Raw genomic sequence first — 13,062 nt, 5'->3', positions numbered from 1 at the left:
CGACGCAGCCGCCATGCCCTTGGAGGGGCCCACGTGGTCCAGACCGATTCAGACGCCGATGCCGATGCAGCGAAAAGCCGCCGCTTCCAGCAGCTGGCGTTGCCGCATCTCGACGCCGCGTATAACCTCGCGCGCTGGCTGTGCGGCAATCCGAACGATGCCGAGGACGTCGTGCAGGAAGCATTCATGCGCGCGTTCCGCTTCTTCGATACGTTTCGCGGCGACTCTGCGCGGCCGTGGCTGCTCGCGATCGTGCGCCGCACCTGGTACACGGAATGGCGGCGGCGCGCGCCGTCGCACGACATGCTGGAATTCGACGAAACGATGGACGGCGCGACACTCGACGGCTGGAGCGCGGGCGGCGACGATCCGCAGACGCTGCTGATCCGCGACGAGGATGCACGCCAGGTACACGACGCGTTGGCGCGTTTGCCGGTCGAGTATCGCGAGGTGCTGATCTTGCGCGAGCTCGAGGAGATGGGATATCGGGAGATCGCGGTGGTGGCCGATGTGCCGATCGGTACGGTGATGTCGCGGCTCGCGCGTGGGCGGCGCAAGCTGGCGGAGGTGTTGATGGCGCAGCAGCGAGGCGGGGGGGAGTCGGTTGGCGGGGGGCGCAAAGGCGGGCAGGGTGGCCCGCGCGGGTCGACGGGAGCGCCGTCGAATCAGGCCGCGCAGTCCGACCGACTCGCGCGGTCAGCGCCCTCCGCGCCGCCTGCGTCCTGCCCGCAGCCCGCACGAAGTTCCGGCGATGGTCGCCCGGCATCGGCGGCGGGTGTGCCCGCCACCGCAACAGTGACACAGCTCCGGGCGTTTGCCGACGGCCGGCCCCTCAACATTCCCGGCGCTGTCGCCGACCCCGCTCAGGAGACGCCGGATGGACTGTAACGAAGCTCGGCCGCTCCTCGATGCGAACGCCGATCACGAACTGCCGGCGCCCGATGCGCGCCGGGTCCAGCAGCATATCGAGAGCTGCGACGACTGCCGGCGCGCGAGCGACAACCTGCGCGCGCTGAGCGGCGCGCTGCGCGCGGCGCCGTATCATCGGGCGCCGCAGTCGTTGCGGGTGCGGATTGTGGCGGGCTTGCCCGGCGCGGTCGAGGGAGGAACTGCGGGGTTGGCCACGACGGCGGCGCCTGAAGATGCAGAGGAGGAGTCTACCGGCAGCGCTAGCGCCGGGATGACCGACATGGCGACGTACGAACCTCAGCGTCAGCGTCGCTGGGCGCGGCGGCCCGCGTGGCTGGACCGGTGGCTCAGAGGCTTCAGCGGTCCGGATCGCTCGGGCGATTCACGCGGCCGGCTAATCGGCTTCAACGGACCGCATGCAGCCGGCGGCGCCAACCGCGTGGTCGCGCGCGGCGGTCTCGCGGTGCTCATGATCGCGCTGTGTGCGGCCACCGCTGTCCTGACGCTGACGCTGCGCCGTCCCGCCGAATTCACGCCATTCACCGACGAACTCATCGAAAGCCATGTGCGCGCGCAGGTTTCCGGCCGCGACATCGACGTAATTTCGACCGACCGTCACACGGTCAAGCCATGGTTCAACGGTCGACTCGACTACTCGCCGCCGGTCGAGGACCTCGCGGCGGCCGGCTTCGCGCTGGAGGGTGGCCGGCTCGACTACCTCGCGCATCAGCGGGTCGCGGTGCTCGTGTACCGCTACGGCAAGCACGTGATCGACGTGTATGTGTTTCCGCAGTCCACGACGCGTGGCATTGACGGCGCGGCGCCGGCATCGCTCGCCCACGACGGCTATTCGATCGCACATTGGGACGCGGCGGGCATGACCTGGTGGGCGATCACGGACGCCGCACCCGATGCGCTCAGTGGTCTCGAAGCGGCGCTCAGAGCGCGTTTGCAGAGCGGCAGCCAGCGCACGGAAGCGGGCTGAGGGACAAGAACGGCCCGACTTCCGCGACCCACCACCTAAACTCTTGAAAACACATCCGATTCCGCCGCCGAATCGGCGGAATTCCTTGCAACCCCTCCCCATTCGGGTTACACTTTTTGGCTTCTCACTTGCCGCACCGGTTTCGACGCCCGGGCGGCTTCTATCCAAAAGTCAGCACAAGGAGTGTGTAATGCGTCATTACGAAATCGTCTTTATCGTGCATCCCGATCAAAGCGAGCAGGTGCCCGCCATGATCGAGCGTTACAAGAGCACGATCACGTCGCACGGTGGTCAGATCCACCGCGTCGAAGACTGGGGTCGTCGTCAACTGGCCTACATGATCGAGAAACTCGCGAAGGCTCACTACGTCTGCATGAACATCGAGTGCGACCAGACCACGCTCGACGAGCTGGAACACGCGTTCAAGTTCAACGACGCCGTTCTGCGTCACCTCATCGTCAAGATGAAGAAGGCCGAAGCCGGCCCGTCGCCAATGATGAAGGAAGTGCAGCGCGAAGAAGCCAAGAAGTCGGCAGCAGCTCAGCCGACCGAAGCGCAGGCTTAAGACTCGTTATTTAAGCTGCCAGACACGCAGCGTCGCTCCGCTCACGTACACGAGACATAAACAGGTACATGAACCGGCTGCAACTTACGGCGAGCGTCGTCGAACGCGAACAGGTGCGGTACACCCCCGCCGGCGTTCCGATTGCAAGCTGCACGTTGCACCACCGCACGGAAGTCGTCGAGGCGGGCATTGCCCGTCAGGTCGAACTGACCATGCAGGCGGTCGCCGCGGGCGAAGCGAGCGGTAAGCTCGAAAACTGTCAGATGGGCGTCGAAACGCTCTTCACAGGTTTTCTGGCTAAAAAGCACCGTAACGCGCGAACTCTGGTATTTCACATCACAGCATTGCAGGACATTGGAAAGGACTAATCATGCCCCGCCCGACTGGTAAGAAATTCGACAAGCGTCGTCAGCAACAGAACCCGCTCTTCAAGCGCAAGAAGTTCTGCCGTTTCACGGCTGCTGGCGTCGAGTACATCGACTACAAAGACATCGAAACGCTGAAGGACTTCATCGGCGAGAACGGCAAGATCACGCCGGCACGTCTCACGGGTACCAAGGCGCATTATCAACGCCAACTGGACACGGCTATCAAGCGCGCACGTTTCCTCGCGCTGGTGCCGTACACCGACCAGCACAAGGCCTAACCCGACGACGCGATAAGGAGCATCCGAATGCAAATCATTCTTCTGGAAAAAGTCGTCAATCTGGGTAACCTCGGCGACATCGTGAAGGTCAAGGACGGCTACGCACGTAACTTCCTGATCCCGAATAAAAAAGCTCGCCGTGCAACGAAGGACGCGCTGGCTGAATTCGAAGTGCGCCGCGCAGAACTGGAAAAGCACGCCGCTGAAAAGCTGGCAGCCGCTCAGGCTCAAGGCGAAAAGCTGGCAGGCCAGACCGTTCAGGTCAATCAGAAGGCTGGCGTCGACGGCCGTCTGTTCGGCTCGGTGACCAACGCCGACATCGCCGAAGCGCTCGGCAAGCAAGGCTTCGCAGTGGAAAAGGCGCAAGTGCGTCTGCCGGAAGGCCCGCTGAAGATGGTTGGCGAGCACCAGGTTCAGGTTTCGCTGCACACCGACGTTCTCGTCGATGTGACGGTGGCCGTGATCGGCGAGCACGTCTAAGCCGACCGCGTCTAAGCCGACCGCGTCTAAGCCGACCGCGTCTAAGCCGACCGCGTCTAAGCATCAGGCAGGATCTGCCAGCGTATTGCTGGTGAAGAGCAGGGGCCGGGAAACCGGCCCCTGCTTTTTTTGTGCCCGACTATCTCTCGTATATCCCCGTATTCGCGTTTTTTCCGCTCGCAGCCGTCGCCGGATTGCCCGATAATTCCTCCCCATGAACGCACCGTCCAAAGATCCCCAACTCGAGTCGCTGAAAGTCCCGCCGCATTCGATCGAAGCCGAGCAATCGGTGCTGGGCGGCCTGCTGCTCGATAACGCGGCGTGGGACCGCATCGCCGACTTCCTCGCGCAAAGCGACTTCTACCGCTACGACCACCGCATCATCTTCGAGCACATCGGCAAGCTGATTGCGGCCACGCGGCCCGCCGACGTGGTCACCGTCTACGAAGCGCTCGGCACTTCGGGCAAGGCGGAAGATGTCGGCGGCCTCGCTTACCTGAACGCGCTCGCGCAGAACACACCGAGCGCGGCCAACATCCGCCGCTATGCGGAAATCGTGCGCGACCGTGCGGTGCTGCGCCGGCTCGTGTCGGTCGCCGATGAAATCTCCGCCGACGCGTTCAACCCGCAAGGCAAGGAAGTCCGGCAATTGCTGGACGAAGCGGAATCGAAGGTGTTCTCGATCGCGGAAGACGGCGCGCGCGGCACCCAAGGCTTTCTCGAGATCGGGCCGCTGCTGACCCAGGTGGTCGAGCGGATCGACACGCTCTATCACACCGCCAATCCGAGCGACGTGACCGGCACGCCGACCGGCTTCGTCGATCTGGATCGTATGACCTCGGGCATGCACGGCGGCGAGCTGATCATCGTCGCGGGCCGTCCGTCGATGGGTAAGACGGCGTTTTCGATGAACGTCGGCGAATACGTCGCGGTCGAGTACGGACTACCCGTCGCGGTGTTCTCGATGGAAATGCCGGGCACGCAGCTCACGATGCGTATGCTGGGCTCGGTCGGCCGGCTCGACCAGCATCGCATGAGAACCGGGCGCCTGACCGACGAGGATTGGCCGAAGCTCACACACGCGGTGCAGAAAATGAGCGAGGCGCAGATCTTCATCGACGAAACCGGCGGTCTGAACCCGATGGAACTGCGCTCGCGCGCGCGCCGGCTATCGCGCCAGTGCGGCAAGCTCGGCCTGATCATCATCGACTATCTGCAGCTGATGAGCGGCTCGTCGTCGGGCGAAAACCGCGCGACCGAAATCTCGGAAATCTCGCGTTCGCTGAAGAGCCTCGCGAAGGAGCTCGACGTGCCAGTGATCGCGTTGTCGCAGCTGAACCGAGGCCTCGAGCAGCGGCCCAACAAGCGGCCAATCATGTCGGACCTGCGCGAATCGGGCGCTATCGAACAGGACGCCGACGTGATCCTGTTCATCTATCGCGACGAAGTGTACAACCCGGACAGCCCCGACAAGGGCACCGCGGAGATCATCATCGGCAAGCAGCGGAACGGTCCGATCGGTCCCGTTCGGCTCACCTTCCACGGCCAATACACGAAGTTCGACAACTTTGCGGGCGCGCAGAACTTCTACGGCGGTGAGTGACGCAAAGTGCCGTGGGCTGTTGTAACGGCGCTGTCACGAATGCGGCAATGATGACGGAACGGTACAATATGGCGGTTTTATGTCAGCCATAACGTGACCCATTTCCAGGATCCCAATGTTCGGTCGATTCATGCCCACCGAGGGCAAGTTCTTTGAAATCTTCAATTCGCACGCAACGTGCATCATCTCGGCCAGCCGCGAACTCGAGCTCCTGATCGACAATCTGCAGGACGCCGAAACCCACAAGCAGAACGTACAAAAGGCCGAGAAAGCGGCCGACAAGCTCACGCACGAAGCCATCGACCTGCTGCACAAGACTTTCATCACGCCGCTCGACCGTGACGAGATCCACAAGCTGATCACGACGATGGACGACATCCTCGATCTGATGGAGGACGTCGCCACCGCGATCTCGCTGTACGACGTGCAAGCGGTCACGTCGGAGGCGAGCCAGCTCGCGCATATCTGCACGGCGACCTGCGAGCGCGTGCAGTTCGCGGTCAGCCTGCTGTCGGACATGAAGCAGGCGAGCCAGATCCTGAAGGCCTGCGAGGACATCGACCGGCTCGAATCGGAAGCCGACCGCGTGCTGCGCGCGGCGATGTCGAAGCTGTTCCGCGAGGAAGACGACGTCAAGGTCCTGATCAAGCTGAAGGCGATCTACGAGTTGCTCGAAACGATCACGGACAAGTGTGAGGATGTGGCGAACATCATCGAAGGCATCGTGCTGGAAAACGCATAATGCAATCGATACAACTCGCTATCTGGGTCGTCACCGGCCTGGTTGCCATTGCTTTGGTGTTCGACTTCATGAACGGTTTTCACGACGCGGCGAATTCGATCGCCACGGTCGTGTCGACCGGCGTGCTGAAGCCACAGCAGGCGGTGGCGTTCGCGGCGGCGTTCAACGTCATCGCGTATTTCGTGTTTCACCTGAAGGTGGCCACGACCGTCGGCAAGGGCACGATCGACCCGGACATCGTCGACCACTACGTGATCTTCGGCGCGTTGGTCGGCGCGATCGCGTGGAACGTGATTACCTGGGTCTACGGCATTCCGTCCAGCTCGTCGCACGCGCTGATCGGCGGCCTCGTGGGTGCGGCGCTCGCGAAGTCGGGCTGGGAATCGCTGAACTGGGACGGCCTGATGAAGACCGTCGCGTTCATCTTCATTTCACCGCTGCTCGGCTTCGTGCTCGGCTCGTTTTTCATGCTGCTGGTGTCGTGGCTGTACTTCCGCACGCCGCCTAGCAAGGTCGACCGGCGCTTCAGGCGTCTGCAATTGCTCTCTGCTGGCCTGTACAGCCTGGGTCACGGTGGCAACGACGCGCAGAAAACCATCGGCATCATCTGGATGCTACTGATCGCCACCGGCTTCGCGTCGATGAAGGCGGACGCGCCGCCGCTGTGGGTGATCGGCGGCTGCTATCTGTCGATGGGTCTCGGTACGCTGTTCGGTGGCTGGCGCATCGTGCGCACGATGGGCCAGAAAATCACGAAGTTGAAGCCGGTCGGCGGCTTCTGCGCGGAGGCGGGCGGAGCGATCACGCTCTTTACCGCCTCGGCGCTCGGCATTCCCGTCTCTACTACGCATACGATTACCGGCGCGATCGTCGGAGTCGGCGCGACGCAGAAGCTGAGCGCGGTGCGCTGGGGTGTCGCCGGCAACATCGTCTGGGCCTGGATTCTGACGATCCCGGCTTCCGCGGTGCTGTCAGGCGGGGCCTGGTGGCTGGGTCACCACTTCCTGTAATCACCATGCGATGCCGGCCTGCGCTACCGGGTTCGGCTGAGTTTGGCTGAGTAGCACGCGCGGGCTTCGGCTACATGCCGCCCATGGCATCGCACCGGTGTCTCCTACGCAGTTCGACTAAAAAGCGCGTCGCGCGACGCGTTCAGATCAGCGGCGCGTTCGCACCATCCATCGGAATGATCGCGCCCGTCACATAGCTCGCGCGGCGGCTCGCGAGGAACAGCGCCACGTCGGCGATTTCCTCCGGCTTCGCATAGCGCCCGAGCGGCATCCGGGCCTGGCCGCGCGCCAGCGCTTCGTCATTGCCGATGCCTTGCTGCGCCGCTTCCAGCCGGACCGCTTCCTCGACGCGCTCGGTCAGCGTCGAGCCCGGATTGATCGCATTGATGCGGATGCCATAGCGCGCGTAGTAGTGCGCGAGGCCGACCGTCGCGAGCATCAGCGCCGCGTTGGCCGCGCCGCCTGCGATATGGATGTCGCTCGCGACCTTGCCGCCCATGCCGATGATATTGACGATCGTGCCCGGCTCGGCACCGCCGTTGGCTTTCGCGCGCTCGGCCATACGGCGCAGCACTTCCTGCTGCGGATAGATATACGGGAAATACTTCGCTTCCATCGTCGCGCGGAATGCGTCGGCATCGAGCGTCTCGGGGTCGTACCGGCGCGCGGCGCCGGCACTGTTGATCAGTACGTCGATCGGGCCCACGGCGGTGCTGACTTCCTCGACGATATCGGCGGCGCTGTGCGATTCGTGCAGGTCGGCGCGCGTGCGGTGCACGTGGAATCCTTCCTGTTTCAGCTGTTCGTAGGCGCGCGCAAGGTTGGCGGGGTCGCGCGACACGATCGCGACCCTCGCACCTTCCTGTGCGAAGGCGCGCGCGCAGGCGAAACCGATGCCTTTGCTGCCGCCGGTGATGAGCACCACCTTATTTCTGAGCCCGAGTTCCATGGTCGTTACCCGCCGTCGAAAGAATATCGATGACGATAGCAGATCACGGCGTCAGAAGTTGCCGTTCGCGAAACGGGCAATCGGGTCGTCGCTGCTTTGCGTGGGTGCGGGCACGCCGTGGGAAGCCGTCGACGCACGCATGAGCTGCACGGATCCACTGCCTTCGGTCTGCTGCATCTGCCGGGCCTGGCGTTCCGCGATGGAGGCGGGTGGCGGCGGTTCGAATGCATCGGCGGCGGCGTCGATCGCGTCGGGTGAAGGTTGGGCAAGGGTGCGGGTGGTCGTCGCGGACTGCATCGGTTGAGCGGGCGAACGAGCGCCGCTTTCATACGTGCTCGCCTGAGCCGCGGGGACCATCGTCGCTGCCACGGCGCCCGCTGAACGTGCCTGCAGCTGCGCGGCGCCGAGGCCCGGCGGCGGCGGCTCGAATTGATCGGCTTGCACGACGGGCGTGCCGCCGCCTGCACCGGTCGCCGGCGTCGCGCTCGCGACCGGCCGGGCCGTTGCCATCGACGGCGCGCTGGACAGCGTCGTCGGGCCCGCGTAGGTCGACGCTGCCGGAACTGCCACGGTTGTTGCCGTGCCCGTCGCCGCGACCGCAGCACCTCGCTCGGATTGCGGCGCCGCAGCCTGATAGCTCGGCGTATCGAACGGCGCCGGCGTCGCCGCCGGTCCCGCCATCCGGCGGATGCCGTCGAAGCGCTTCGCCCAGTAGGGATTGGTCAGATAGTCAAGCCGCACGGTGCCGCCCGTCGATGGCGCGTTGACGAAGCGCAGCTTGCCCACGTAGATGCCGACGTGCGAATGCGCGCGCCCCGTCGTGTTGAAGAAGATCAGATCGCCTGGCGCGATTTCGTCCGGTTCGACCGACTCGCCGCGCCCGCTCATCTCGGCCGTGGTGCGCGGCAGGTTCACCGACGCCGCGCGCAGCACGACGTACCGCACGAGACCGCTGCAATCGAAGCCGCTGTCGGGCGTATTGCCGCCCCAACGGTAGGGCACGCCAACGAGACTCATCGCCTGAATGGAGATTTCCTCGCGGCCGATGCTGTGATCGACGAAGTGGGGAAAGCCGGGCGGCGGCGCGCGATAGGCGCCGTTCGCGACGACACTGCCGCCTGACCCGCGTGACGTCTTCTGCGGCGCGCCGGCACAGGCGGCGAGCAGCAGGACGGGCAGCAGCGATAAGGCGAGTCGGCGCATGAAGACGGCACGGGCGGTAAGCACCCGTTTACTCACTGACGATGTCGGGATGGTAGCCGTCCAACAAGGCTGCCGCAAGAATTGTTGATAAATTACTTGAAGTTTGTGCGCTAAGTGTTGCCCGCGGGGAACGCCGGTGCAATAAAAAAGCCGCGTCTGGAACGAACCGGACGCGGCCTGCGATCAAACGCCGGAAAAAAACCGGCGAACCTCTAGAGAATCTCCGACGCGTAGTCAGCGAGGCGCGAGCGCTCGCCGCGCGCGAGCGTCACGTGTCCGCTGTGCGCCCAGCCCTTGAAGCGATCGACCACATAGGTCAGGCCCGAACTGCCCTCGGTCAGGTAAGGCGTATCGATCTGCGCGATGTTGCCAAGGCAGATGATCTTCGTGCCCGGACCCGCGCGCGTGACGAGCGTCTTCATCTGCTTCGGCGTCAGGTTCTGCGCCTCGTCGATGATCAGATACTTGTCGACGAACGTGCGGCCGCGCATGAAGTTCATGCTCTTGATCTTCAGGCGCGAGCGGATCAGCTCCTGGGTCGCGGCGCGGCCCCATTCGCCGGCGGCGTCGTCGGTCTTCTGCAGGACTTCGAGGTTGTCGTCGAACGCCCCCATCCACGGCTGCATCTTTTCCTCTTCGGTGCCCGGCAGAAAGCCGATGTCTTCGCCGACCGGCACCGTCGCGCGCGTCACGATGATCTCGTTGTAGCGCTTGTCGTCGAGCACCTGCGCGAGACCCGCCGCGAGTGCGACCAGCGTCTTGCCGGTGCCGGCCTGGCCGAGCAGCGTGACGAAATCGATGTCCGGATTCATCAGCAGGTTCAGCGCGAAGTTCTGCTCGCGATTGCGCGCCGTGATGCCCCACACGTTGTTCTTGTGGTGGCCATAGTCACGCAGCGTTTGCAGTAGTGCGGTCTTGCCGTTCAGTTCGCGCACCAGCGCATGAAACGCAGGTTCGCCGTTCTGCGGCTCCAGATAAACGAACTCGTTGACCAGCATCGACGCGCACAGCGGACCCGTCACGCGGTAGTACGTGGTGCCGGTTTTCGTGTCCTGCCAGCTTTCCATGCCCTTCGCGTGCCTGGTCCAGAAGTCTTGCGGCAGCGCGCGGATGCCCGTGAACAGCAGGTCGCTGTCCTCGAGCACCTGGTCATTGAAGTAGTCTTCGGCCGGCAGACCGAGCGCATGCGCCTTGATGCGCATGTTGATGTCTTTCGACACCAGCACGACCTGGCGATCCGCGCGATCGCGCTGCAGCGCGCGCACGACGCCGAGGATCTGGTTGTCGGCCTTGCCCTCGGGCAGACCCTCGACCGGCTCGATCGCGGTCAGCCGGGTCTGGAAGTACAGCCGCCCGGACGCCTCGCGGCTGCCCAGACGCGCGAGCGAAATGCCGTCGGCCATGTCGCCCGCGTTCGCGACGAGCGCGTCGAGCGTGCGGCTCACCTGACGCGCGTTACGCGCGACTTCCGACATTCCCTTCTTGTGGTCGTCGAGCTCTTCCAACGTCATCATCGGCAGATAGACGTCGTGCTCCTCGAAGCGGAACAGGCAGCTCGGATCGTGCATCAGCACGTTGGTGTCGAGCACGAAAAGCTTCTGCGCCTCGGCGGGCGTGGAGCTCGTGCCGCGTTTTTTGCGCGTGCCGGCAGGGCTCGCTGCGGCGGGCGCGGCGGCTGTTTCGGCCGTGGGCTGCTTCGCGGCGGGCGCGCGTGCGACGACCGGCTGCGCTTCGGCCGCGTCGGCTTCGAGCTGCGGGCGCGCAGACGGAACCGGCTGCAACAGCGCGGCGGTCTGTTTGGTCTTGCGGCCGAGTGCCGGCGCCGGTTGCGCGGCGGGCGGCGACTCGACGGCGGGCACGGGCCACAACGTGGTGGCGGCGTTGGCAGCGTGCGCCATCGGCGTGGCGACATTGGCGCGGCCGTAATCGGCCGACTCTGCGGATTCCCCTTCACGCGCCTGTTTTTTCGCGGTGGAGCGCGCGGGCGTGACGGCTTTGGCCTTGTATTCGTCAGGCGACAAAAGATTGCCGAGCTTGCTGGGGGGAGTAGGCAAAGGCATGGTTTCCCTCGAAATGATCGGGTCACATATCGTGCGCCGCCCGTCGCATTCTGACGATGCCCTCATGGGACATCGAGTTTGCGCGAGGAGGCGCGCATTCGGTCTAGAGATGCCGGTTCGCCTGGTTTTCGATAGGCTCCTTGACGGAAGCGCGTGAACCAATGAACGAACGGTCGCGCGCAATTAAAAAAGCCGCCGCCCCGGCATTCGGGGCAAGCGGCTCGACGATGATGCTCACGTTGCGCCTCACGCTCCGAACGGCACCGGTGGATCCGGTCAGGCGGCCGTCAGGGCTGGCGCAGCGGAGAACAATGTGGGGTGGACAGGCACTCATTGCGGGCCAATATAACGCGCATCAAAGCGCTTGTACAGCCTCCAGAATATCGTCGACGTGGCCCGGCACCTTGACGCCGCGCCACTCCTGGCGCAGCACGCCATCGGCGTCGATGAGGAACGTGGAGCGCTCGATTCCCCGTACCTCTTTGCCATACATTTTCTTCATTTTGATGACGGCGAAGAGGGCGCACAGCGTTTCTTCCGGGTCGGAAATCAGCGGGAAGGGTAGTTCGAGCTTAGCCTTGAAGTTGTCATGCGAACGCAGGCTGTCGCGCGACACGCCGATCACTTCCGCGCCGGCTTTCTTGAACTTCGGATACAGATCGCGGAACTGCAGGCCTTCGGTCGTGCAGCCCGGCGTGTTGTCCTTCGGATAGAAATACAGCACCACCTTCTTGCCCCGCAGCTTTGACAGCGTGATTTCGCCGCCCGTCGCGGCGGCGGTGAAGTCGGGGATGGGTTGGTCGACTGCGATGGACACGAGGTTCTCCGGTTATTGGGGCTGGCGTCGCTAGGTGCCGCGGCGTCGGCCGGTCTGTCGTCGAGGTTGTTGTTGTTCGGGAATACGGTCGGCGCGCGGTTGTCCGATCGTCAGACTCGGCAGGAAGCGGATAACAGGCGGGCAACAGGCAATTAGCGGCGCGCCTTCTAATGACTCCCGCGTCGCGGGCCTTCAGGGCTGGACGATCAGTTCGCCGGAGCGCCCCGCAATCTCGCCCCACGCGACAGGGTACGATGGCAGCGTGTCGCGGTCTAGCGTGGCGTAGTAATCGCCCATCGTCGCGAACGTGTGGCCCTGGGCGCGCCAGCCTTCGAGCAACTGTTCGAAAACCGGCGCGAGTTTCTGTCCTTCGAGTTCCGCGTGCAGCGTGAACACCTGGTCGTGCGGATTTTTTTCAGTTTGTTTCAGCATCCACGCGGCGACGTTGTGCGTATCGACACCATCGACACCGAGCACTTCGTCGAGCGTCGGGAGCGTGGTCGGCATCTGCACGTGCTTCAGCGTCCTGCCGTCGACCACCGGCAGATATGGCGAGTGTCCGCGGCCGTCGGAAGCGTAGCGCATGCCCCACGCGTCGATCTGCTCGAACGCGTGGCCGTTCATCTGCCAGCCCGCGGCGCCGTGCGTGACGGGCGGCGCGCCGAATATCTCGATGAACCGCGCGTGGCTCTGCTGCATCTGCGCGACGGTCCACGCGCGATCTTTGGCGCGCACGTTGTCCTGCCAGTACACGTGATCCCACGTATGGATGCCGCACTCGAAGCCGGCTTCGTGGATCGCTCGCATCTCGGCCGCGGCCTTCGCGCCGATGTCCGGAGCGGGCAGCAGCACGCCGTACATCAACTGCCTGACGCCGTAATGCTCGACCACCGACGTGCGCGACACCTTCTTCAGAAAGCCCGGCCGCAGCACGCGGCGCATCGCCCAACCGGTGTGGTCGGGCCCGAGGCTGAACAGGAAGGTGGCGCGCGCCTTGAAGCGGTCGAAGATGCGCGCGAGATTCGGCACGCCTTCGCGGGTGCCGCGCAGCGTGTCGACGTCGATCTTCAGGACGATGCGAGCCAAGGACGCG

At 64.3% G+C, this 13,062-nt stretch carries 15 protein-coding genes; 9 read left to right on the top strand and 6 right to left on the bottom strand.

Going from position 1 to position 13,062, the window contains the following annotated elements; all coding sequences use genetic code 11:
* Window positions 1-33: 33 nt before the first annotated feature.
* The 9 genes from OKW45_RS23670 to OKW45_RS23630 all read left to right on the top strand — a co-directional run bounded on the left by OKW45_RS23670 (window position 34) and on the right by OKW45_RS23630 (window position 6,940).
* The gene (locus OKW45_RS23670; protein ID WP_429471464.1) at window positions 34-888 is read left to right on the top strand and encodes an RNA polymerase sigma factor; all 855 of its coding nucleotides are present in this window, start codon (window positions 34-36) and stop codon (window positions 886-888) included.
* Complete coding sequence (locus OKW45_RS23665) at window positions 878-1,894, top strand: anti-sigma factor family protein (RefSeq protein ID WP_429471462.1); 1,017 nt, start codon at window positions 878-880, stop codon at window positions 1,892-1,894. The genes OKW45_RS23670 and OKW45_RS23665 overlap by 11 nt, the downstream gene beginning before the upstream one ends.
* A gap of 190 nt (window positions 1,895-2,084) precedes the next feature.
* Window positions 2,085-2,459, top strand: a complete 375-nt coding sequence (gene rpsF / locus OKW45_RS23660; RefSeq protein WP_429471460.1) for a 30S ribosomal protein S6 — start codon at window positions 2,085-2,087, stop codon at window positions 2,457-2,459.
* A gap of 68 nt (window positions 2,460-2,527) precedes the next feature.
* A complete protein-coding gene (priB, locus tag OKW45_RS23655; RefSeq protein ID WP_184003372.1) occupies window positions 2,528-2,827 on the top strand; it encodes a primosomal replication protein N in 300 nt (99 codons plus the stop codon).
* A 2-nt stretch (window positions 2,828-2,829) separates the two neighbouring features.
* On the top strand, window positions 2,830-3,105 hold the full coding sequence (gene rpsR, locus OKW45_RS23650; protein ID WP_013588504.1) for a 30S ribosomal protein S18: 276 nt from the start codon (window positions 2,830-2,832) through the stop codon (window positions 3,103-3,105).
* Window positions 3,106-3,132: 27 nt separating this feature from the next.
* The gene (gene rplI / locus OKW45_RS23645) at window positions 3,133-3,585 is read left to right on the top strand and encodes a 50S ribosomal protein L9 (protein ID WP_018418173.1); all 453 of its coding nucleotides are present in this window, start codon (window positions 3,133-3,135) and stop codon (window positions 3,583-3,585) included.
* 214 nt (window positions 3,586-3,799) lie between these two features.
* Window positions 3,800-5,188: a replicative DNA helicase gene (locus OKW45_RS23640; RefSeq protein WP_018418172.1), complete on the top strand. Its 1,389-nt coding sequence runs from the start codon at window positions 3,800-3,802 to the stop codon at window positions 5,186-5,188.
* Window positions 5,189-5,303: 115 nt separating this feature from the next.
* Entirely contained in the window at window positions 5,304-5,930 is a 627-nt protein-coding gene (locus OKW45_RS23635) for a DUF47 domain-containing protein (RefSeq protein ID WP_018418171.1), read from the top strand.
* Window positions 5,930-6,940: an inorganic phosphate transporter gene (locus OKW45_RS23630; protein WP_018418170.1), complete on the top strand. Its 1,011-nt coding sequence runs from the start codon at window positions 5,930-5,932 to the stop codon at window positions 6,938-6,940. Before OKW45_RS23635 ends, OKW45_RS23630 begins: the two co-directional genes overlap by 1 nt.
* Window positions 6,941-7,082: 142 nt before the next feature.
* Here OKW45_RS23630 and OKW45_RS23625 read toward each other — a convergent pair whose 3' ends face one another.
* From OKW45_RS23625 to OKW45_RS23600, 6 genes are all read right to left on the bottom strand, one after another.
* Window positions 7,083-7,889, bottom strand: a complete 807-nt coding sequence (locus OKW45_RS23625; RefSeq protein ID WP_429471457.1) for an SDR family oxidoreductase — start codon at window positions 7,887-7,889, stop codon at window positions 7,083-7,085.
* Window positions 7,890-7,940: 51 nt separating this feature from the next.
* Window positions 7,941-9,092, bottom strand: coding sequence for a C40 family peptidase (locus OKW45_RS23620; RefSeq protein ID WP_429471456.1), 1,152 nt, complete (start codon window positions 9,090-9,092; stop codon window positions 7,941-7,943).
* Between the two features lie 212 nt (window positions 9,093-9,304).
* Window positions 9,305-11,152 carry a PhoH family protein gene (locus OKW45_RS23615; RefSeq protein WP_026225413.1) on the bottom strand — a complete coding sequence of 616 codons (1,848 nt, stop codon included), beginning with the start codon at window positions 11,150-11,152 and terminating at the stop codon, window positions 9,305-9,307.
* Window positions 11,153-11,255: 103 nt separating this feature from the next.
* Entirely contained in the window at window positions 11,256-11,390 is a 135-nt protein-coding gene (locus OKW45_RS23610) for a hypothetical protein (RefSeq protein WP_260321379.1), read from the bottom strand.
* Window positions 11,391-11,507: 117 nt separating this feature from the next.
* Complete coding sequence (locus tag OKW45_RS23605; protein ID WP_018418166.1) at window positions 11,508-11,969, bottom strand: peroxiredoxin; 462 nt, start codon at window positions 11,967-11,969, stop codon at window positions 11,508-11,510.
* Between the two features lie 192 nt (window positions 11,970-12,161).
* On the bottom strand, window positions 12,162-13,055 hold the full coding sequence (locus OKW45_RS23600) for a polysaccharide deacetylase family protein (RefSeq protein WP_018418165.1): 894 nt from the start codon (window positions 13,053-13,055) through the stop codon (window positions 12,162-12,164).
* Window positions 13,056-13,062 lie beyond the last annotated feature (7 nt).

This window comes from Paraburkholderia lebeckiae (assembly GCF_050436225.1).
In the GTDB taxonomy this organism is placed as follows: domain Bacteria; phylum Pseudomonadota; class Gammaproteobacteria; order Burkholderiales; family Burkholderiaceae; genus Paraburkholderia; species Paraburkholderia tuberum.
Note: the sequence above shows the minus strand (reverse complement) of the source record. Positions and strands in the feature narration are given on the sequence as shown.

What these genes read in the sequence shown, in the direction of transcription:
- priB (WP_184003372.1), top strand. Translation starts at nt 2,528, where the DNA reads ATGAACCGGCTGCAACTTACGGCGAGCGTCGTCGAACGCGAACAGGTG.
- OKW45_RS23620 (WP_429471456.1), bottom strand. Translation starts at nt 9,092, where the DNA reads ATGCGCCGACTCGCCTTATCGCTGCTGCCCGTCCTGCTGCTCGCCGCC.
- OKW45_RS23635 (WP_018418171.1), top strand. Translation starts at nt 5,304, where the DNA reads ATGTTCGGTCGATTCATGCCCACCGAGGGCAAGTTCTTTGAAATCTTC.
- OKW45_RS23615 (WP_026225413.1), bottom strand. Translation starts at nt 11,152, where the DNA reads ATGCCTTTGCCTACTCCCCCCAGCAAGCTCGGCAATCTTTTGTCGCCT.
- rpsF (WP_429471460.1), top strand. Translation starts at nt 2,085, where the DNA reads ATGCGTCATTACGAAATCGTCTTTATCGTGCATCCCGATCAAAGCGAG.
- OKW45_RS23630 (WP_018418170.1), top strand. Translation starts at nt 5,930, where the DNA reads ATGCAATCGATACAACTCGCTATCTGGGTCGTCACCGGCCTGGTTGCC.
- rplI (WP_018418173.1), top strand. Translation starts at nt 3,133, where the DNA reads ATGCAAATCATTCTTCTGGAAAAAGTCGTCAATCTGGGTAACCTCGGC.
- OKW45_RS23625 (WP_429471457.1), bottom strand. Translation starts at nt 7,889, where the DNA reads ATGGAACTCGGGCTCAGAAATAAGGTGGTGCTCATCACCGGCGGCAGC.
- OKW45_RS23640 (WP_018418172.1), top strand. Translation starts at nt 3,800, where the DNA reads ATGAACGCACCGTCCAAAGATCCCCAACTCGAGTCGCTGAAAGTCCCG.
- OKW45_RS23665 (WP_429471462.1), top strand. Translation starts at nt 878, where the DNA reads ATGGACTGTAACGAAGCTCGGCCGCTCCTCGATGCGAACGCCGATCAC.
- rpsR (WP_013588504.1), top strand. Translation starts at nt 2,830, where the DNA reads ATGCCCCGCCCGACTGGTAAGAAATTCGACAAGCGTCGTCAGCAACAG.